Raw genomic sequence first — 21,241 nt, forward strand, 5'->3', positions numbered from 1 at the left:
GCCGGTAGCGCAAAACAGCGGAGTGGTATGACGCGTTAAATGCCCTGCGGCAGTTCTTCGCCTCCTAACGCTTCGAACAGCTCCGGCAGGAACTCACCGAAGGTCAGCATCATTAGGGTAAAGCTGGCATCCAACTGGCCAAGGGCTTCTTCGCCGCCGTCCTGTTCCGCCTGGTCTTGCAGCAAATCTTCGAACTTCAGGCGCTTGATCACCATCTTGTCGTCAAGCACAAACGACAGTTTGTCCTGCCAGGCCAGCGACAGTTGAGTGACCACTTTTCCGGTGCTCAAGTGCAGCTGGATTTCTTCGCTGGTCAGGTCTTGGCGCTTGCATCGAACAATGCCGCCATCTTCGTGGGTGTCACGCAGCTCACATTCATCAAGCACGAAGAAGTGGTCAGCCGCTTTTTGGGTTTTGACCCATTCAGTCATGGTCGCGCTTGGCGAGACTTTCACGGTCAGAGGGCGCACCGGTAATGAGCCGATCACTTCACGTAACGTAGACAGCAGGTCTTCTGCGCGTTTCGGGCTGGAAGCGTTGACCAGGATCAGACCCTGCTTCGGTGCGATGGCGGCAAAGGTCGAGCCGCGACGAATAAAGGCACGGGGCAAGAACGCCTGGATGATTTCGTCCTTGAGCTGATCGCGCTCCTTCTTATAGACCTTGCGCATTTGTTCGGCTTCGATCTCTTCGATCTTCTCTCTTACTGCGTCATTCACAACGCTGCTGGGCAGAATACGATCTTCTTTGCGCGCAGCTATCAGTAGGAAATCGCCGCTGACGTGGACAAGGGGTGCGTCCTCGCCTTTGCCGAACGGAGCCACGAAACCGTAAGTGGTCAACTCCTGGCTGGCACATGGGCGCGCGGGTTTGGTCGCCAATGCGGTTTCCAGCGCCTCAGCATCAAAAGGCAGATCTTGGGTCAGGCGATAGACAAGCAGGTTTTTGAACCACATGGGGTAAAGCTCTCCTTATGTGCAAAGGGGGGCATTATTCCCTCCTCAGCGTCTGCGGCCAACCCTGCGCTAAGCCTTTGGCGGCATTATAAAAGTATTTTAGAAAGTGCTTGCCAGAGGTAGGGTCGCTATATAGAATGCGCGCCACACCGAGAGTGAAGGGTGATTAGCTCAGCTGGGAGAGCAGCTGCCTTACAAGCAGCGGGTCGGCGGTTCGATCCCGTCATCACCCACCAATTCCTTCTTAGTGTTACGCGCAGCGGTAGTTCAGTCGGTTAGAATACCGGCCTGTCACGCCGGGGGTCGCGGGTTCGAGTCCCGTCCGCTGCGCCATATTACGTTTCAAGGCCCTTGAACTCCTTGAAGCAAAAAAAGCGACCTTAGGGTCGTTTTTTTTTGTGCGAAATTTACCGGTAGGAGGCCCTTTGCAGGGGCCAACTTATTGGCGAAGGTCTCTTTGACTGATCGCAGCCTTCGGCTCCTACTCCGTTGTGCGAACAGACGTTGCCGCCGCCAATTATTGTTCGGCGTTACGCGCATGGCGGTACTCGCTTACCGCGTCGTACACCGCTTTGCGCAGACGGTTGATACCACCAATCGGGCGGTGGTCAGTGATACCAAACCAGGGACTGAATGATTCGTTATCGCACGCCAGATTTAGCTCTGGGGTGTCGAAGTCTTGCGCTGGAATTTTCACTGAGGCGACCGTTTCGAACGGCGCGTCACTTTCCTTCCATTCAATGCTGGTGTCTTCGATGGGCATAAACTTGCTTGAGTCTTGCCGCTGGATCTGTAGAACAAAGCAAGCGGGCACTCTATCTGTCGACAATTGCTGAGTCAGTGCGCCGCGCAGGAAGTTTGGCATTTTCCGATTCTGGAGCGGCAGCGCGTAGTCGGGACAGTTTTGCGGGTCCGGCGCGACCCGGAACTTGGCATTGGCGGCGCCGAACTTGTAAGGCGATACCGAGTAGTAAGTGACCTGGGTCGGGCTATCAGGCGCCGGTGCCAGCGTGCCCAATGCAATGAACAGGTGGCGGATTTGCCAGGTTCTCGGGTCCCAGTTTGGGAAAAACGCCAGGCCGGTTTGACCGTTGGCCTGGGCAGCGATGTTCTGACGATATTCAGCGACATCGCTGACGAAAAAATTCGGATGACTGAACATCACGAAATCCTGCTCGCCGCGTCCTTGTTGGTTGGCTAACAACTGCGTGCCGGGTACATCCATCAATTTGATGGCCATGCCGCGCGCATCTTTGATGCTGTCAAACTGCGGGAAAGCGTTGCCGTTGGACAGGCGCATCGACGCTTGCCAGATTTTACCTGGCTCGGCGAACACGCCTTGGCGCAGTGCCGGAGCGAGATCGTTCAGCACTTGAACCTGTGCATTCACGCAGCCATGGGCTTTGGCATGGGCATCCCGCAGATAACGAGTACTTTCGCGGTGTTGATCGACGATCTGAATGGCGGTCTGGATGATGTCTTGGGACATCGCTGATTCCTCAGGCGGAATCTGCTCCTGCGCCGACACCGGCCCGCGGTAGTGCCATGCATACCAAGTGGTTGCCAGCAGCCATCCGATCAGGCCAAGTGCCAGCAACTTGAGCAAGGTCTTGCCCAGAAACGCGCCGAGGCGGACCCAGAGTTTGGTCAGCATGTGTTGATCCTTGTATCCGGCGCACTTACGCGCTTATGGCAGTTCTGATTCGAGTGGGCCACCTAGCACCTTCAGGTACTCCAACAGGGCCCAGCGTTCTTGGGGTTGCAGCTGCCTGCCAATTACACCGTTGCCACGGGGTCCGGCGCGAAACTCATGACCGCTGTTGTGGTTGCCGGACTTTTTTGTGTCGAATAAAAAGCCGCCAGCGAAGGCTTCTGTGCGGTAGCCCAGATGACTGGGATCGTATTCAAAACTACCGGTATAGAAAGTCGTGGCGCGTTCATCCTGTGGCGACAGCAATTGGTAGAGGTTAGGAACCGAGCCGTTGTGCAAAAACGGTGGGGTAGCCCAGACACCTTCCAGCGGCCGGGCGCGGTAAGCCCGCACTTCACGGACGCTGATCGGCAAGCCAAAGCCGTTCAGACGATGGCTTTCAGCAAGCGAAATTTTTAAGTCGCGGTACGCCCGGTTTTCGACGAATGCAGTGATATAAGCCAGCCCTTTGGCCATCGAGATCTGACTTGGGTCCACTGGGACATCAGATTCAGGAACCAGCTCGACGTCCAGCGCCGTTAGCGCTTGCGGATCCCATTTCAGCGCGCTCAAGTCGTAACGCTGATCGGCAATGTTATTGGCGGTATTGGGGTCGGTGCCAATCTCCGCGACAGGCAGCATTGTCAGCTCTAGTATCGGACGGTCATAGGATTGCTTCGTTGGCGGTACGTGACACCCGGCACAATTCTTCTGGAACAGTAGCTTTCCCTGCGCGGCAAGTGGGCGGTCAACAACGCCCAGCAACTCTTCAGGCCACCTCGGCGGTTTGAGCCGTTGCAGGGTGTCTTCTATTCGATGAAGGTCCTGAACCCTTGCACTCGAGGGATAGCGGGCGTCGCCGGTCAGAGCGTGACCTTCAACATTGAACAAATTCAACGTAGCGCCCACGCCAAGGGCTTCACCGATGTTACGTGCCATGGGTTGGCGAGCTGAACCGGTCCACTGCACCCAATCGAATTTCCAAATGTCCCAAAGCTGCGGGTAATCCACGGGCGCGTTGGCGATACGGTAGTTTTTCTCGGAAATCGCGTCGCCGAAGGCGGCATTGGCGATGCGCCCGAAAGCGTCTGCACGGCCTGGCCCTTCTTCGGTGGGATAAAGCCCACGGTGGGTGTCGTTCCAGGCCGCGTGTAAAAAGATATCCAGTGATTGTTTGAAGTCGGTGCGCAGACGCTCGCGTTGCGTGTCGTAGTTTTGACCAAGAACCTTGCGTGCGAAGCGTTCAAACTTCCAAGGGTTGTAATAAGTTGCAAACAGGCTGGCGACCAGCGCCTGACCGAAACTGCCACCGCGCAACGTCGGGACACTGGAAGGCAATACATGCTGAGCCGATCCACCGTCGATGCGCAGTGCCTGGCCTTTAAAGCGTAATTCCCCGGTGTGGCAAGCGGAGCAGGTGATCTCTAGATACTGCTCGCTGCTGCCAGGATTTTGATGCTGGGCAAAGCCCACAGGCAGGTTGCCCGGATTAATGGTCGTCGCCTTTTGTTTCGGGTCCACCAGAAAGCCAAAACGCGCCAAATACTCCGGCGTCGCGAAGCGTTTATCAGAGAAGGGCAGTTCTAGCGCGCTGAACCAGTCATAGCGCAGGTTTTTTACTTGAGTACCTTGGGGTGTGTAATAAAACGTTTGGCGGTCCTCTTCGCTCCATTGCTCAAGGTAATGCAGCTGTTGTGCGGGTACATAGAACGGCAGTTTTGGATTGGCGACGTAGTAGAGAACAACCGCCAAAGCCGCGCACAGCAAGACCGCAATCAGCAGAAAAACTCGGGAAATAAAGCGCAACGTGAAACCTCCTTGTTGAGTGATAGCCCCCTTATGCCTGAGCCAATGCGTTGATGGCAAGTAGCCATTTTCTCAGTAATATGGCCTACGTAATCACGCCATGCTCTGATTGAACAGGGCTTGCGAGAATAATTTTGATTTGACCGTATTGCCCAAAGGCCGCTGGCGAACGTGCTCCCAGAAGGCAAAAGGCCTCTTTGGTATAGCTGAACCGATGCTGTACGACTCACAGGCAAGCTAATAAAACGTTTGGATACCTGAACTTATCTGTCTTTGTCGCCTCTCATGCCGGTAGCCATTGATCGCGGCAGCCTGATAAGCTCGCGGCTTTACTCGTTTGCCCTATTGGCGCATGAACAAGGAATCAGTATGAAACAGCATCGGTTGGCGGCGGCGGTAGCCCTGGTTGGTCTGGTACTGGCGGGTTGTGACTCGCATACCAATGTAGAGCTGAAAACACCGGCACAGAAAGCTTCGTATGGCATCGGCTTGAACATGGGCAAAAGCCTGGCTCAAGAAGGCATGGATGATCTGGATTCCAAAGCCGTAGCCCAAGGCATCGAAGATGCCGTCGGCAAAAAAGAACAGAAGCTCAAGGACGACGAGCTGGTTGAAGCTTTTGCTGCCTTGCAGAAACGTGCTGAAGCGCGCATGGCCAAGATGAGCGAAGAGTCGGCCACTGCGGGCAAAAAGTTCCTTGAAGAAAACGGCAAGCGTAAGGAAGTAACCACTACGGCTTCTGGCTTGCAATACGAAATCATCAAAAAAGCCGATGGCCCTCAGCCTAAGCCGACCGACATAGTGACGGTTCATTACACCGGCAAGCTGACTGACGGGAAAGTTTTTGACAGTTCCGTTGAGCGTGGCAGCCCGATTGATTTGCCAGTAAGCGGCGTGATTCCAGGTTGGGTCGAAGGTCTGCAATTGATGCACGTTGGCGAAAAGGTCAAACTTTACATTCCTAGCGACCTGGCTTACGGCGCGCAGAGCCCAAGTCCTACGATTCCCGCCAACTCAGTATTGGTTTTCGATCTTGAACTGCTTGCCATCAAGGACCCTGCTGCTGCAGAAGCGCCTGACGTGCCAGCCGCCAAGTAATAGAGCTTCTCCGGTTTGACCGCAACGCCCCGTCTCGACGGGGCGTTGTCGTATCTGGTGTTCGTCGGCGAACAGATTAGTTTTAATGTAGTCGTAATAGCGTCTACAGGCGTGTTGATAGAGGCGTGATTGTAGGACGATTAACTCGGCTCCGGGTTAAGTAGTGGGGGTAGCTTCTGTCAGGTCTCAAGTCAACGAATTTATGCGATTTTTAATGTGAGTAAAAAACGCCCGATTTGAGCGTAAGCCCTGTAATCCGGGATTCTTAGGCCAGAAAAGTGGCTCTGTTCACAAGGTTATCCACAACTTGTGTGGATAACATTTATACGCCGTTAAAGTTGCTGATGACGCGCATCCGCTGAAGTCGAATTCCTACAGCAGGTCGCAATCATTCAACGGGAGTCATTATGAAAATGCCTTGGAATCTGCTTCGGTTTATCCCTATGGCTCAGCGCTTGATTACCGCTGGGCGTTTACCGGCGTTGCTGTTCGCGGTAGCGCGCAAGGGGGCGGCCGAAGGGAATCGGCTGGGCAAACTCAAAGACGATCTGCGGTTGTTGCAAGCGTTGTGCCTGGCGTATTGGCGCGGCGAGTACCGCGCGATCAGCCCCCAGGCTATGGTCTCGGTGGTGGCGGGACTGATGTATTTCCTAAGCCCCATCGATCTTATTCCTGATTGGATTCCAGTGATTGGCATGCTTGATGACATCGTGGTGTTAGGTTGGGTCATGAAGACCCTGGAGGCTGAACTTGATGCCTTTCGAGCTTGGCGTGCCATGCAGTCAGTTGAAAAACTTGCAGCAGTCGAGCGTCTGCCCGCGACGCCTGCGTTGCTTGAGCTTGAGCATCACAAGGAATGATGGGGCGTGCCAATAGAGTGAATTCGCGTAAATGAATAAAATCCAGGCGCATTGAGACTACGCACCTGCACTCTGTCCACTGTTAAGATGCCGACACACGGAAAAAGCCTACATGCAAAGTGTTGTAGTCCTACAGGGGGTTGTATGGATCTTCAAATAATTACACGTGATGGAGAGCCAGAGTACGCAGTATTGCCATGGGCCCAGTACCAGGCTTTGTTGAAAGCAGCGGGTGTTGGCGCTCCATCCACGCAAAAAGCTACAACGCCCTCTTCAGCCGTCCTAACGGGCGATCTTCCAAGCCTGGATCAACTGGGCGCCCTACGAGATGCCAAGGGTCTGGAGGTCGCGCAGTTGGCGCGCACAGTTGGAATCAGCCCGTCGTACCTGGATTTAATCGAAAGCGGTGAGCGGGTGCCGGATGCTGCTATTCGACGGAGTTTGGCTTGGGAGCTAGGCGTACCCGGTTGGCGAGGTGAATCATGAGTGTTCGCATTAGTCGTCAGCACTGGGAAGGGCTATTGGCGGAGTTAGATCAGGCTCGCCGACAACGCCATCTATTGACCTACCGCGCATTGCTCGAACGTCTTCAGCTACCCAGTCCCGCTATGCAAACACTTACCGCCGCACTTGAGCACCTGGCTGCATTGGACGCTCGTGCGGAGCAACCGCTACGCAGTTCACTGGTCATCAGCCAAGGTGCCAGCCGCTTGCCGCGCACTGGCTTTTTCGACTGTGTCGAACGGCTTGGGCGATTCTGCGGTCCATCGGACGGTATTGCGGCCGCTTCCTGGCACGCATCTGAAGTGGTGCGGGTTTTTGAATATAGCTATCCGGAGATAGCATGATTCGACCTTTATGGTATTTGCGGGCACGAATGACCTACCTGCTGGCCCGCCGATTGTTTCATTGGCATTGGTTTGTCGAGCGACCTAAAAGCTGGCAATGGTTAGAAGGTCAGTTCTCGCGTATGGCCAATCTTGGCGATGTCGATGCTCAAAGCTTTTACGGGCATATCCTGCTGTTTCGGGGCCAGGGCTTGGGCGCGCGGGAAGAAGGTCTGCGTTTATTGCGTCTGGCCGCACATGGTGGAGACAGCAAGGCTGCGTACCAACTGGGTGTGGTTAGTTTGGCGGGAGACACCCGTAACGCTCCAGATGCGGCAGAGACCGCGCGCTTTTGGGAAATGGCCGTTAAAGCCGGTCACCCGTTAGCGCCGATCAAGTTGTCGCAGCTATACAACAAGGGTGGGCCTGGCCTAACGGCTGACCCCGAGCGCGCAAAACAGTTTGAGGGTATGGGAAAGCCGCATGGGTTTTAGGCAAACATTGCATAGCCTTTGAGTGCAAAAAAACACCCTGTCGAGCTTGTTCTCTAACTGACAACGCGGCGTCGGAGAGGCGGAGTAGCCCCTACGGGTCGTTGTTCAATCTTTCACGGTTACCGAGTCCAGGCTGTCGATCACATGCACGCTGGCTCCGGTCACACTTTTGGCAAAATGCTTGGCTTGCGATGCCAACTCGGCCAATTGACTGGCATCTAGATGTGCGCAGGCTTCGGGGCGTAGGTGAACCACACCGATGGACAGCGACAGCAGCGAGAATTCTTGACGCTGGCCTTGGCGATTCAACCCCGTGAAACAACCGCACTCCAGGTGCTCGGCCCGATAGAAGCGACGGCACTGGTTCTGAAAATCCTCCAGCAGCAGATTTAAGCGCTTACGCCAATCTTCTGAGCCCAGCACCATCAAGAAGTCATCACCACCGATATGCCCGACAAAGTCTCGGCTTGGGTCGATGCGGTCGTTCAGGCATTGCGCGAGGCACAGCAGCACTTCATCGCCCCTGCCATAGCCGTAGATGTCGTTGAATGGTTTGAAGTTGTCGATATCCACGTAACAAATCATCGACTCCTGACCTTGTTGCAGCAGTCGCGTGAGGCATTGCTGGATGGGCACGTTGCCGGGTAATAAAGTTAATGGGTTAGCGTAGCGCGCTTGCTGGATTTTCAGTTCGGTAATCAGTTTCAGCACGTCAATTACCCGGCCCAGTCCCAGATAGTTACCGTTCAGGGTGATGATAAAGTCTTCTTCGATGCGCTGTCGGGCTCGGCTGGTCAACAGACGGCTTACCTGTTGCAGCGATTGGCTGAGCTCCACCGCAAGAAAATCGGTGTTCATTAAGCGGCTGATGGGTTTGCGGGCGAACAGGTCGGTGGCGAAGGGCTTAAGCAACGCGTCCGAAAGCGAATGTCGATGGACGATGCCGCAGGGCTGCAACAACTCGTCAAGCACCGCCAGCGAGTTCAAGTTTGCTTGCTTGCGGAAGCACTCAAGTACGCTTGCTGTCGGCGCGGCCTTATTAACCGCCGGTTGCTCAATCAGCAATGCGCGCAAGTCCGGGGCGTCTTCATTTAGCGCGGGAGCCGCCGGGTTAAGTTTGGGCAGCAAAGCATGGGCATCGCGCGGGGGGTATTCTTGCGGACGGCAGAGCAAATAGCCCTGAACCAAATCCACCCCCATGTCGATGAGTACGGCCAGTTCTTCCTGCAACTCAATGCCTTCGGCAATCACCAGCGCACGGGACGCTTTGGCCATTTGCAGCATGGAGCCAACGAACTCACGTTTGACCGCATCTTGATGAATGCCGTCGATGAAATGTCGATCGATTTTGACGTAGTCCGGGCGAAGTTCTGACCACAAACGCAGACTTGAATAGCCCGCACCGAGATCATCCAGTGCGATGGAAAAACCCATGTCGCGGTAGTGATGCAGTGCCTTGTACAGCAGATCGAAATCTTCTGTGGGAGTTTGCTCGGTCAGCTCAATGACCACCTGGCTCGGTGCGATGCCGTAAGTCTGCAGCAGCTCCAGAGTGCGGCCCGGGGGGTGGGTAGGTTCCAGCAAGGATTCAGGTGAGACATTGAGAAAAAGCTTTCCGTCGAGTTTCTGGTCGTTGAAACGTCGGCAAGCGGACTCGCGTGCAGCCATCTCCAATTCACTCAATCGACCCGCTTGACGGGCGATGGCAAACAGGGTGATGGGGGAGTGTAGCGGGCTGTTTGACGGCCCTCTTGTCAAGGCTTCGTAGCCTAAAATTCGGCGATCCGACAGTGAGACTATCGGTTGGAACAAGCTGTGTAGATCGCGTTGAGCCAAAATTGAGCTCAAGGCACCCAGCTGTTCAATGGCGGTCATGGCAATCTCGGAATAAGAAAAAGGGGCTGAGCACATTTGCGCTCAGCCCCTATATTTCACGACAGATTCATGACTGTTTGATGACCAAATGCTACTAACTAGTCGTATTGGCCATCATTTTTACGTCAATATTGTGCGTGATTACTTCTTTGCCACCGCCGCGTTTAAGTTCAGGTAGTCGATCAGGATGCGCCCGGTCTCCGACAGGTAAGCGTCGTCCTCGGGTTTGGTCTTGTCGTCTTCTGCGGGCAGCGCGTCTTCGTCTTCTTTCTTCAGCTCTTTGAGCGGGTCTTGACCTTTAGCCTTGCGACGGGCGTTTTCCAGCGCCAGTTGCTTGCCTTCAATGTCAGTGTGTTGAGCACGACGTTCGGCTTCGTTCAGGCTGACGGTTTTTTCGAGCATCAACTTCTGAGCAAGAGCCAGACGGTCTTCAATGAAGACAAACTCAGGGTCTTTCGACGAACGCGCATCGTGGCGTGCCTTCAACTGCTCAAGGAACGGTTTGAACGGGTCCACCACGGGTTTGATCGCAGGCTTAATGGTGTCGTAGGCCATTGATTCCGGAAGCGCGCTTTCGCCGATTTCCTTGGTATCAATGATCGAGGGGTACGCGATGTCCGGCAACACGCCTTGATGTTGAGTGCTCTGACCGGAGACCCGGTAGAACTTGGCCAGTGTCAGTTTCAGTTCGCCATGGTTCAGCGGCTGAATGGTCTGCACGGTGCCTTTACCGAAGGTCTGACCGCCAATGATCAATGCGCGGTGATAGTCCTGCAGTGCGCCGGCAAAAATCTCCGAAGCGGAAGCAGACAAGCGGTTGACCAGCAGCGCCATCGGGCCTTTGTAGAAAGCACCAGTGGCTTCATCTTCAAGCACATCAACCTTACCGTCGGCGTTACGCACCAGCACGGTAGGGCCTTTGTCGATGAATAGACTGGTCAGCTCGGTGGCTTCCTGCAATGAGCCGCCGCCGTTGTTACGCAGATCAATCACGACGCCATCGACTTTCTCGGCCATCAGTTCGGTCAGCAGTTTTTTCACGTCCCGGGTGGTGCTCTTGTATTCCGGATCGCCAGCACGGTAGGCCTTGAAGTCCAGATAGAACGCCGGGATTTCAATCACGCCGAGTGTGTAGTCATGGCCGTTTTGCTTGAGGTGGAGGATCGACTTTTTCGCCGCCTGTTCTTCAAGTTTTACTGCTTCACGAGTAATGGCCACGATTTTGCTGGTGTTGTCGTTCGGCGCGTTGGTGTGCGGAATGATTTCCAGGCGCACTACTGAGCCTTTGGCACCGCGAATCAGTTTGACCACTTCGTCCAGACGCCAGCCGATCACGTCGACCATCTCTTTGTCGCCTTGGGCGACGCCGATAATTTTGTCTGAAGGCGCCACTTGTTTGGTTTTGGCGGCAGGTCCGGCCGGAACCAGACGCACGACTTTCACGTTGTCGTTATCGCTTTGCAACACCGCGCCAATGCCTTCCAGCGAGAGGCTCATGTTGATGTCGAAGTTTTCCGCGCTGTCCGGGGACAGGTAGTTGGTGTGCGGGTCATAGGACATGGCGAAGTTGTTGATGTAGGCCTGAAACACATCTTCGCTGCGGGTCTGCTCCAGTCGCGCCAACTGATTCTTGTAGCGCTTGGTCAGTAGTTCTTGGATGGCCTTGGGTTCTTTGCCAGCGATCTTTAATCGCAGCACTTCATCCTCGACCCGCTTGCGCCACAAGTCATTCAGCTCAGCGTCAGACTTGGCCCATGGGCTGTCCTTGCGGTCGATCAGCAAGGTTTCCTTGGTGGTGAAGTCGAACTTGTCGACGCCCTTTCCCAGCTCTGCCAATGCAAAGTCCAGACGCGATTTAACGCGATCCAGATAGCGCTTATAAATGATGAAGCCAGCGTTCAGGTCACCACTTTTCAGAAAGTCGTCGAACTGCACCTTCCACTTGTCAAACTCGGCGATATCGCTGGCCAAGAAATAGCTGCGCGAGGGGTCGAGCAGTTTGAGGTAGCTTTCATAGATGATGACAGAACGCTTGTCGTCTAAAGGAGGCTTGCTGTAGTGGTGCCTTTTGAGCAGCTCTACGATGTTCAGGCTCGCAATGACCTCTTCGCGGTCAGGCTGAAGGTTATCCCAGCTGTTGGCTGCAAACACAGGGGTGGACATGGGCAAGGCACTCAGGCCAATCAATAAGGCGAGTGCGGTGCTAGGGAGATAATGCTTCATGCTGATTCGACGCGGGGGCAATTGATAACGCATATTAGGCCGTCTTTGAGATCGCCGGTTCCGTCGGATCCGGTCGCATAATGCAAAAAGCCCGTGCGTCTATAGCACCGGCTCAGTCCAGAGTCACTATGGAGGCACCGTGAAAGCATTGCAAGGCGTTGAAGGACATGTGGAATGGCTTGAACAGCCCGACTTGACGTGTGACGTGGGACAAGTTCGTATTCGTGTTGCGGCGGCAGGGCTCAATCGCGCTGATTTACTCCAGCGGTCCGGACTTTATCCACCGCCGCCGGGCGCGAGCCAGACCCTTGGAATGGAGTGTTCCGGGGTCATCAGTGAGGTAGGCGCGGGCTCGTCCTGGCAGGTCGGCGACCGGGTTTGCGCACTGTTGGCGGGCGGCGGCATGGCTGAAGAAGTGGTGGTCGATGGTCACCACGTATTGCCGGTTCCCGACGGAATGTCATTGTCCGAAGCTGCCGGTATCCCTGAGGTGTACGCCACCGCTTGGTTGAACTTGTTTCAGCTTGCAGCGCTGAAACCCGGTGAAAAAGTCTTGTTGCACGCCGGCGCAAGTGGTGTTGGTTCAGCCGGTATTCAGCTTTGCAAAGCCTTTGGCAACCCGGTGTGGGTCAGCGTGGGTTCCGCTGAGCGCCTGGCCTATTGCCAGGCGCTAGGTGCCCAAGGCGGGGTGGTGCGCAGCGACAACCTGGACAGCCTGAAAGACCTCGGCCCGTTCGACGTGATCCTTGACCCGGTCGGCGGCAACTACGCGGCGCTGAATGTGAAGGTGCTGAACGTTGATGGACGCCTGGTGCTGATCGGCTTGATGGGTGGCCGCGAGGCGCAACTGGATCTGGCACAGGTATTGAGCAAGCGCGTAAATATCCTCGGATCAACCCTGCGCAGCCGTAGCGATCAGTTCAAAGCTGACCTGCTTCGCGATCTGGGGCAGCACGTATGGCCTTTGTTTAGCGAAGGGCGCCTGAAGCCGCAATTGGCCAAAACATTCCCGATTACGGAAGCCGAAGAAGCCTTCGCGGAACTGGCGACCAATCAGGTGTCGGGGAAGGTGGTGTTGGTGATCGACGCGAGCCTGGTATAGGGACTTGGCGTAGGGGACAGATGATTTTCGGTAAATCGCCTAAAACAATCAGTCCCTTGCGGTTCATCTTTGCTCCGCCGACAAACGGTCGAATTATCGGCCAAAACCTGTCATTTGTGACAGTACCCCTCCTGCACTAATTAGCGTTGAATGAAGTGACAGTTCAACAAGATCGAACGTGGCAACCCGGACGTACGTCGCTGATCGATATGAATTCCATGGAGGGATTTCGCAATGGCTGGCCCTGTAGGATCGCGCCCTGTTGGCGGCACGCAACGCATTGACATCACTCAGGTCGACTATCTGGCGCCTGACGTACCCTCGATCATCAAAGACGGTAACGGCGACCAACATGCACAAGGATTGGTGCCTCGCAGCGCCGTGGATCAGGACCTTGAACTTATTGTTCCGCCTTGGGACTTCTCCATGGATCCCGTATTGACCGATTTCATTGACATCGGCTGGCGGCTTGCGGGTGCGCCCTTTGTCTCCGTAAAGCAGTATCGGTTTGACCCGCCAATCGCTCCAGGCCCCAAGACGTGCACGGTGCCTGTGGATAAGTTAGTGCATGGCGTTTATGACCTCTCCTACACCAAAACAACCGGAGGCAATGCAAAGGAATCTTTAAAAATAACGGTCACGGTTGACCGGGAAGCCCCCAACGATAACCAGGACCCCTTTGCGCTGATATTTCCCCCGGAGTTGAACGGCGTTATCACCGATGACTACTTGACCCAGTACGGCGAAGTCCGTGCTCAGGTGCCTCGCTACACCGGACCGCAGGCCCAGGATCGGGCCGTTTATTACTGGACCGACAAGAACCTGCCACCGGATGATGAAGCGGCGATTCGCGAGCAAGAGTTCAGTCAGGAAGATATCGATAACAATCAGATGGCGATCGTTTTTTATGAAGCCGACATTCGCAACGCAGGCCAGGGCCGACGTTATGCCTACTATCGGCTCAGGGACCTGGCGGGCAACCGAGGGCCACGGTCGACCTTGTCGTCGATCCTGGTCGATCTGACCCCCGCGCCGGAAAACCTCAAGCCGCCGCGTATTCCGTTGTCAGCCCGAGGCTTGATCGACCGTGAACAGGCCCGTGAAGGCGCCAACAATGAAGGGGGCGTGACGGTTGAAATCGATCAATACGATAACGCCGACAGTACTCAGAAGATCCTAATCAACTGGGACGGTACGCAACTCAACGAACTGGACGTCGACCCGGCGGCATTCCCGCTTCGCGCTTATGTGCCATGGCCGGTATTAAGGGCGAAGGGATTAGGCCCATTGACGGCCGAGGTGGATTACGTCGTGCGTCGGGGCACGTTAGAGACACCCTCCTCACCGCAGGCCACCGCGCCGGTCAACTTGACCATTGCCGGCCAGGACCATGCCAATGCCCCGGCGCTGCTCAATATCAGCCTGGCGAAACTGGACGTTCGCGGGAAAATCTCGGACATCCCTAATACGCTAACTGCGTTGGATTATGGACTGGACGCCACGGCGACCTTGGCGCTGTATGACAACCCCCAGCCCCTTGAGGTCATTGAGGTGTTTTGGGGCTCTATCAGCCAAGCTGCCGCCCGCTACAGCGTTCAAAGTGGCGATGTCGGTGGTCAACTCATCAGCGTGGAAATCCCGTGGGCAGTGATCGAGCCGGAGCTGAACAACCGCGCATTACCGGTGTATTACACCACCAGCAATGGCGTTAACCAGCAGCAGGCGCGCATCACCGAGGTCGATGTTTCGATTGTGCTGATTGAAGGGTTGCCGGCGCCAGAGTTTCCCCATGCCAATCTGTTTGGTTATCTAAATTGCTGCGCGGTGCCCAGGCTTTGGGAAGGCGTAACGGTCAGGGTCGCAGGCCATGCCGAGTTCAGCGCCAATGATCGAGTCGAGCTGACGTGGCAGGGCTGTAACTCCTTGAACGGTAGTAATCCTATTCCTGGGGTGATCCAAACCTTTATCAAGACATTAAGCGCCAGCGAGGCGGCTGACGGTTTTGACATTGTGGTAGTGCCCTACGACACCTTGATTGAACCCATGGAGGACAACGGCTCGGCGACGGCTCAGTACGCACTTTATAAAACCAGCGGCGGGTTTGGCCGCTCGGACATGGATTTTGTAAAAATCACCCGCAAGATGCCCAGTGGCGAGTCGTGTTCTCCGGACCTGGATCTTTGTGAGGATTGATTAACATGAGCCGCTGCCATCATCGCAATGATGACGCGCTGTTCCTGCGCAATACGGTGGGTATCTGATACACGCTTCTCTGTTATCCACCCTCTATCGGCGAAGTTCGGCCTATGTACGCACGTCGTCAGTGACAGTAAGTGTACGAAGTGGAACCGTGCTGCGCGAAAACTTCATGGACTTGAAGTTCATCGCGGACACACAGCTTAACTACCATGAGGGACTATGAAATGTTAACCACTGATAAGGGTTTAACGCCAAAGCAAAAAGCCGCGGCCCATGCCCGCAAATACGCGAGGGAAATACAGGCCAACGCGCCTAAACTGATACTTCCGGCACCGGCAATGAGTCCACTTAACCCGTTGCTGCCCGATACAGCAGACGATGAGAAAAACCAGTTGCCGCAACCTCACGGGGTGTCCTTAGCGGTTAATATCCCTATCTTTGAACGGCCAGGTTCGGATGCAGATGGCACTCCTTATTATGTGCAGTTGCTTTGGAGCGGGGTGCCCGTCGGCCCACGATACTCCGGCAGCTTGCCCATTCTGGACGCCGCTTTCCCGATTGAGTTGGAACTGCCCGCGAGTCAAACGGTCAATGCAGGGCGCTATAGTTTGACCTATGGATTTAACGTGGGCGGAAATCCTAACTATTCTGATGAACTATCGATCAATATCGATAACCTCGCCCCCAATTCGGGCAACGCAGGGAATGTGGTAATTGTACCGGCTGAAGTCGACCGCGATGGGATTACCAAAGAATATCTCGATGCGAATGGATTTGTTGCAGTGACGATTCCTGAGTATGGGGATGCCAAAATAGACGACGTCATCAGAGTGTATTATGGCGTCAGTCAAGTCACGGCCCGGTTGTTTGCAGAGTTCACTCGCCCTGACCTTAATAACGTGGTAACTGTTGAATTAACAACCGCTGATATCGGTACGGTGGAGGGCGAACATGGCATTTATTACACACTGGCTGACCGCGTGGGTAATGTGGGGCCTGCGTCGGGATTCAAACACCTGAATGTAAGACTGAACCCTGCGCCCGCCAACCTGCGGCCGCCCACGGTTCCCTTGGCTGATGACGGGTTGATCGACCTGGCAGATGCGTATCAGGGGGTTGCCGTTGTACTCGAAGACGAATATGACAACTTTCAAGCGGGGCAGGACCAGTTCGCGGTGACCTGGGACGGGCTTGCTCAGCCCCCAGTGACTATTCCGGGATTCCCGGTGTTCGTTAACATTCCATTCTCTGCGGTGAAAAATGGTAATGACGGACCCAAGACGGTGCATGTCAGCTACGCCATTCTACGAGGCACCGATCGCTTCCCTGAAACCGTGGGCGCGGACCCTCAGGTTGATTTGAGAAAACCCGGGCCCGACAACCCCGACCCTGATCCAGGTACCGAAAACCCGGCATTGGCACTGGTGGATGTTCAGGGTGCCGTCACTACGGTGCCCAACAAACTGGAACTGGTCGATGCGGGTCAAGATGCAACCGCAGAGGTTATTATTTACGAAAAATACAAGGCCGGTGACGTCGTTCAGTTGTACTGGAAGGGCGTGGCCGTACCCGCGCCCGGAGGCGAATATAGGGTTATCGGTACTGAGGCCGATGACTTTTTGGTTCCCTTTACCATCCCTTGGGCAGCTATCGACACCGGCGGCAATGATCCTGAACTGCCGGTGCATTACACCATTGCGCATCCCAGTGTGAATGACAACGTAGACACTTCTCGGCCCAGACTGGTTGATGTGCTCATCAAAACAGCGAGCATTCCCAATCCGTTGTTCCAGAACCTGGATACTGATTTCACCGACTGGTTCAATTGCAGCTCGTTGCGTAACGTAGCACCCTTTGGAGTGGTAGCCGTCATTGCAGTGCCTGGCGGCGAACCACAACTAGCGGATCAGGAGCTTGTATTTACCTACCAGGGCTGGAGAGACGCGGCAGGGTCGACATTGATACCCAGCACCACTGCTACGATCCGTTTTACGCCGACGACCAACGAGGCGGCCAACGGGTTTCTCGTCTATGTCCCGTACGAACCGGCAATGTTGGCATCCAGTCCCAACTGGGGCTCTATTGAGTACACCGCCACGATTGATGGCCGTCCAGTGACGTCGCAACGGCATATCGTCAAGACATTCTTTGAAATAGGCGGGGGTGACACCTGTCGTATTCCATTGCCATAGGCTGCTGTTAAAGGAAGGGAAATACCGGTGGCATTTCCCTTCTTCATAATCATTATTTCTTCTGGCTATAACAACTTCAGTGCTCACGTTTAAGCACAAAATAATCACTGTTTTTTGTCTTTTCTCGCTGCTTTCTTTTAAATCGAACTATACCCAAACAGGCAAACTGGAGTTTTGCAGTGTGTTTGTCAGTGGAACAGCGCGTGTTCTGCAACGACGCGTGCCCTTGTTTGACCGTTGAGTGCCTGTAGGAAATTTCCGAGCAATCCTAGGAAATGTCCTACATAAACTCCGGAGGAGGGTCTGTATCGTTCGCCGCCATCAAACTCATGCGTCCACTAACGAACGCACTTCCACAAAGGAGATGAACGGCCTATGAACACGAAATCAACACCTTACTTTAGTAGTTATTCGCGACACCTGCTTGGCCTAAGTGTTGTAGTCCCAGCCTTGTTGGCGAGCCCAACACTTCTCGCTGCAATCGTCGGCAACGGGCAAACGCTGAATATCAATGGTACGACAGCATCGGACTTTTATGTTGTAACAGGTGCCAGTACACTAAATAGTAATGGAGCAACAACGGAAGCAATTCAGATTGCATCCGGCTCGACGCTGAATATGACCGGCGGCACGACGACCGCCCCAGGAGGGGATGGCATATTCGTTACCGACAGTACGGCGACGATCTCAGGTGGGGCCACTATCAACGGTGAGTACTTGGGCCTTTCTGTCAATAGAACAGGTGGTACAACTACCGGCGGATCGAATGTCACGTTTACAGGGAGTAACGCCAGTGGTGGTGACGCCGGTGCAGAAATTACGGGTTTGAGCAGGTTGGTGCTTAACAACTCAACCGTGACCGGCACCGGTGCAAGCAGCACCGGTTTGAACATCATCGGCGGCGATGTTGAAGCCAACAGCGGAACAACGATCACCGGCAACGTCAACGGTGCACGGTTTTCCCGTGATCAGCAGAACGTCGGCGACAACCGCCTGGTGCTGAATAACGCCAGCCTGCAAGGCGTTACGGGGGCGGCGATTCGAGTCAGTTCCAGCACGATGCCCGCAGTCATCAACGTCAACAACGGCTCGACCCTGAGCGGCGGCAACGGCAACTTGCTGGAAGTTCAAGGCGGCTCGACCGCCACCATGACCGTTGCCAATAGCACGCTCACCGGCAATGTTCAGGTGCAAGGGGGCAGCACCGGCAATCTGATCTTCAACCAGGGCCAGATGACCGGTGACCTGAATGTCGAGGCTGGCAGTACTGGCGCACTGACCTTGAATGACCGCTCGACTTTCACCGGCAGTCTGACCAACGTCGGCAACGTGGCCATTAACAACCAGTCAAACTGGAACATGACGGCCGATAATACCATTGGTGCGCTGAACATGAACGGCGGCCGGGTGACGATGGGCCCGGCCGGCCAGTTCTATCAGTTAAACGTAGGCACCTTGGCGGGTAACGGCACCTTCGCCATGAATGTGGACTTCGCGCAGAACCTGCACGACACCTTGAACGTGACCGGCACGGCAACCGGCGACCACAGCCTGCTGGTCACCAGTTCCGGTCGTGATCCGCTGACGGCAGACCCCGTGACACTGGTTCACACCGCAGCCGGAGACGCGAAGTTTTCGCTGCTGAACGGTCCGGTCGACGTCGGTGCATTCTCCTATGCCCTGACCTCGGCGGTGAACGGTTCAGGCGGCACCGACTGGTTCCTCGACCCGTCGTCGAAAATCATCAGCCCAGGTACCCAGTCAGTGTTGGCGCTGTTCAACACCGCCCCGACCGTCTGGTACGGGGAGCTGACGTCGCTGCGTACGCGCATGGGTGAATTGCGCTTCAATGGCGGTAAGGCCGGCGGTTGGGTTCGCACCTACGGCAACAAATACAACGTGGCCGATGCCAACGGTCTGGGGTATCAGCAAAACCAGCAAGGTTTCTCGCTGGGTGCTGATGCACCCTTGCCGATGGGCGATGGGCACTGGCTGGTGGGGGTACTCGCCGGGTATAGCGAGTCTGATCTGGACCTTAGCCGCGGCACCACTGGCGCGGTCAAGAGTTCGTATGTAGGGGGCTATACCACCTGGCTTGACCCAGACAGCGGCTATTACTTTGATGGCGTGGTCAAGGTCAACCACTTCAGGAACAACGCGAACGTCACCATGAGCGATGGCGAGCGTGCAAAGGGCAACTACAGCAACATCGGTCTGGGGGGCTCGGTAGAATTCGGTCGCCATATCAAGCTTGATAACGAGTACTTCATCGAACCCTTTACCCAACTCTCCGCCGTGGCGATTCAGGGCGCGAATTACGACCTGAATAACGGCATGGACGCCAACGGCGACCACGCCCGTTCACTGTTGGGCAAAGTCGGTATGACCGTCGGCCGCAACTTCACCCTGGCAAGTGGTAGCGTCGTACAGCCTTACATTCGTGGCGCCATGGCCCATGAGTTTGTCAACGCCAATGAGGTAAACGTCAACGGCAACCGCTTCAACAACGACCTGTCCGGCTCGCGCGGAGAACTGGGCGCCGGTGTTGCCGTCAGCATGTCGGAGCGTTTGCAGTTGCATGCGGACTTCGATTACTCCAACGGCGAACATATCGAACAGCCGTTTGGGGCGAATGTTGGGGTTCGGTATAGCTGGTAAACAATATCAGGCGTAACGCATCTAGTAAGACAGGCCCCGTGAATCAGCCACGAGGCCTTTTCTTATGGTGAAGATGCTCAGGAAGCAATGTACTCATTCATGATAATTTTCCCTAAGGGCTTCATCTATAAACCGACAATGACGCATAAGCAAAGGCTTTCAGGGTAAAAAACGCACTACCACTCGGTATAGTGACGACCAGGGCGTCAGCGCCCTTAACGTCAGAAGACCACCAACCCCGCTCTCCATGGGGCCATGATGCTCCGTAATGGGTACGAATTTGCTGGTTTTCATCTCCACTCGGTAAGTGTCCACCAGGGCGTTGATACTCTAAAGCTCCACGATGAATAAAGTCACCGATGTATTCGATTATCCATGCATCGGTAACCGTTACTTGATAGCTCAGCTCGGTCCCGCTGGAATCTCTGACTGTTATGGTGGCTGCGCCATTCTTGAGCGCTCGCACTAGCCCTGATGTTGCATTGATCGAGACTGCTGTTGTGGAGGCTCGGTATGTATACGGAGGAATACCTCCGCTAGCAGACCGTTGAATGGATGTCCCTGCCGCAGGCGCGGCTGGCAACGGTTTGCCATCGTTCCAAATGTACGCCCTGCCACCTAGCGTGACTGGCGAGGTATCAATAACAAAAGGCGGCGTTGCTGGCTGAACCGTAAACGTCCTTACACCAGACTCCGGATTGCTACCATAAAGCCCGCGAGCCTTGATGCTGTAGGACATGACTGTTGTCGACATTGTATACGTCCAATTAATACCAGCCGCCGTTACCGTGCCTAGTGAGCTGGCGCCGTCGAGAATCTGCACCTGTTGGTTGGCAGATGCTGTACCGGTGATTGTTACCTGGGTGTCCCTGGTCGTACCGCCAGCGGGAATCTCGACACCTTTGGAATCCTTGACACTGGCGATGGTTGGCGCGGTGGCGACGGCGACCGTAAAGGTGCGCGCGGCGGACACCGGATTGCTGCCATATACGGCCTTGGCGGTGATGCTGTGGCTGGCCACTGTCAGGGCCGTGAGGGCGAGGGTCCAGTCGCCACTGGCATTGACCGTCGCGGTGCCTTTTGACGTGGTGCCATCGAAGATCTCGACCTTTTGGCTGGGGGCAGCCTTGCCCGCCAGCGTCACGCTGGTGTCAAAGGTGGTACCGCCAGCGGGGATCTCGGTGCCTTTGGAATCCTTGACACTGGCGATGGTTGGCGCGGTGGCGACGGCGACCGTAAAGGTGCGCGCGGCGGACACCGG

At 55.2% G+C, this 21,241-nt stretch carries 14 protein-coding genes, 2 tRNA genes and 1 pseudogene; 11 read left to right on the plus strand and 6 right to left on the minus strand.

Features of this window, described 5'->3' with window-relative positions:
• Positions 1 to 35: 35 nt before the first annotated feature.
• Positions 36 to 956 carry a recombination-associated protein RdgC gene (gene rdgC, locus QN378_RS18260; protein ID WP_322204771.1) on the minus strand — a complete coding sequence of 307 codons (921 nt, stop codon included), beginning with the start codon at positions 954 to 956 and terminating at the stop codon, positions 36 to 38.
• Between the two features lie 160 nt (positions 957 to 1,116).
• Here rdgC and QN378_RS18265 point away from each other — a divergent pair.
• Positions 1,117 to 1,192 (plus strand) — tRNA-Val (locus QN378_RS18265).
• A 20-nt stretch (positions 1,193 to 1,212) separates the two neighbouring features.
• A tRNA-Asp gene (locus QN378_RS18270) sits at positions 1,213 to 1,289 on the plus strand.
• 184 nt (positions 1,290 to 1,473) lie between these two features.
• Here the strand turns inward: QN378_RS18270 and QN378_RS18275 are convergent.
• Both QN378_RS18275 and QN378_RS18280 read right to left on the minus strand, forming a co-directional pair.
• Positions 1,474 to 2,610, minus strand: coding sequence for a catalase family protein (locus QN378_RS18275; protein WP_322204770.1), 1,137 nt, complete (start codon positions 2,608 to 2,610; stop codon positions 1,474 to 1,476).
• 33 nt (positions 2,611 to 2,643) lie between these two features.
• Positions 2,644 to 4,452 carry a di-heme-cytochrome C peroxidase gene (locus tag QN378_RS18280; RefSeq protein ID WP_322204769.1) on the minus strand — a complete coding sequence of 603 codons (1,809 nt, stop codon included), beginning with the start codon at positions 4,450 to 4,452 and terminating at the stop codon, positions 2,644 to 2,646.
• 369 nt (positions 4,453 to 4,821) lie between these two features.
• Between QN378_RS18280 and QN378_RS18285 the strand changes: the two genes are divergently transcribed.
• The 5 genes from QN378_RS18285 (at position 4,822) to QN378_RS18305 (ending at position 7,731) form a co-directional block, all read left to right on the plus strand.
• The gene (locus QN378_RS18285) at positions 4,822 to 5,550 is read left to right on the plus strand and encodes an FKBP-type peptidyl-prolyl cis-trans isomerase (RefSeq protein ID WP_322204768.1); all 729 of its coding nucleotides are present in this window, start codon (positions 4,822 to 4,824) and stop codon (positions 5,548 to 5,550) included.
• A gap of 407 nt (positions 5,551 to 5,957) precedes the next feature.
• On the plus strand, positions 5,958 to 6,410 hold the full coding sequence (locus QN378_RS18290; protein WP_322204767.1) for a YkvA family protein: 453 nt from the start codon (positions 5,958 to 5,960) through the stop codon (positions 6,408 to 6,410).
• A gap of 144 nt (positions 6,411 to 6,554) precedes the next feature.
• Positions 6,555 to 6,896, plus strand: a complete 342-nt coding sequence (locus tag QN378_RS18295; RefSeq protein ID WP_322204766.1) for a helix-turn-helix transcriptional regulator — start codon at positions 6,555 to 6,557, stop codon at positions 6,894 to 6,896.
• Entirely contained in the window at positions 6,893 to 7,258 is a 366-nt protein-coding gene (locus tag QN378_RS18300) for a hypothetical protein (protein WP_322204765.1), read from the plus strand. The genes QN378_RS18295 and QN378_RS18300 overlap by 4 nt, the downstream gene beginning before the upstream one ends.
• Positions 7,255 to 7,731 carry a sel1 repeat family protein gene (locus tag QN378_RS18305; RefSeq protein WP_323547280.1) on the plus strand — a complete coding sequence of 159 codons (477 nt, stop codon included), beginning with the start codon at positions 7,255 to 7,257 and terminating at the stop codon, positions 7,729 to 7,731. Before QN378_RS18300 ends, QN378_RS18305 begins: the two co-directional genes overlap by 4 nt.
• Positions 7,732 to 7,836: 105 nt before the next feature.
• On the opposite strand, the gene QN378_RS18310 is transcribed toward QN378_RS18305, so the two are convergent.
• Positions 7,837 to 9,606, minus strand: coding sequence for a bifunctional diguanylate cyclase/phosphodiesterase (locus QN378_RS18310; protein ID WP_323547278.1), 1,770 nt, complete (start codon positions 9,604 to 9,606; stop codon positions 7,837 to 7,839).
• A gap of 141 nt (positions 9,607 to 9,747) precedes the next feature.
• On the minus strand, positions 9,748 to 11,829 hold the full coding sequence (locus tag QN378_RS18315) for a carboxy terminal-processing peptidase (RefSeq protein WP_322204762.1): 2,082 nt from the start codon (positions 11,827 to 11,829) through the stop codon (positions 9,748 to 9,750).
• A gap of 139 nt (positions 11,830 to 11,968) precedes the next feature.
• On the opposite strand from QN378_RS18315, the gene QN378_RS18320 reads away from it, so the two are divergent.
• The 4 genes from QN378_RS18320 (at position 11,969) to QN378_RS18335 (ending at position 19,980) form a co-directional block, all read left to right on the plus strand.
• On the plus strand, positions 11,969 to 12,931 hold the full coding sequence (locus tag QN378_RS18320) for a zinc-binding dehydrogenase (protein WP_323547276.1): 963 nt from the start codon (positions 11,969 to 11,971) through the stop codon (positions 12,929 to 12,931).
• Positions 12,932 to 13,165: 234 nt separating this feature from the next.
• A complete protein-coding gene (locus QN378_RS18325) occupies positions 13,166 to 15,124 on the plus strand; it encodes a hypothetical protein (protein WP_323547274.1) in 1,959 nt (652 codons plus the stop codon).
• 344 nt (positions 15,125 to 15,468) lie between these two features.
• Positions 15,469 to 17,322: a hypothetical protein gene (locus QN378_RS18330; protein WP_322204758.1), complete on the plus strand. Its 1,854-nt coding sequence runs from the start codon at positions 15,469 to 15,471 to the stop codon at positions 17,320 to 17,322.
• A 375-nt stretch (positions 17,323 to 17,697) separates the two neighbouring features.
• Positions 17,698 to 19,980, plus strand: coding sequence for an autotransporter outer membrane beta-barrel domain-containing protein (locus tag QN378_RS18335; protein ID WP_322204757.1), 2,283 nt, complete (start codon positions 17,698 to 17,700; stop codon positions 19,978 to 19,980).
• A 121-nt stretch (positions 19,981 to 20,101) separates the two neighbouring features.
• On the opposite strand, the pseudogene QN378_RS18340 reads toward QN378_RS18335, so the two are convergent.
• Positions 20,102 to 21,241, minus strand: a pseudogene (locus tag QN378_RS18340) (hypothetical protein); the annotation flags it as partial.

This window comes from Pseudomonas sp. 10S5 (assembly GCF_035019745.1).
Lineage (GTDB): Bacteria > Pseudomonadota > Gammaproteobacteria > Pseudomonadales > Pseudomonadaceae > Aquipseudomonas.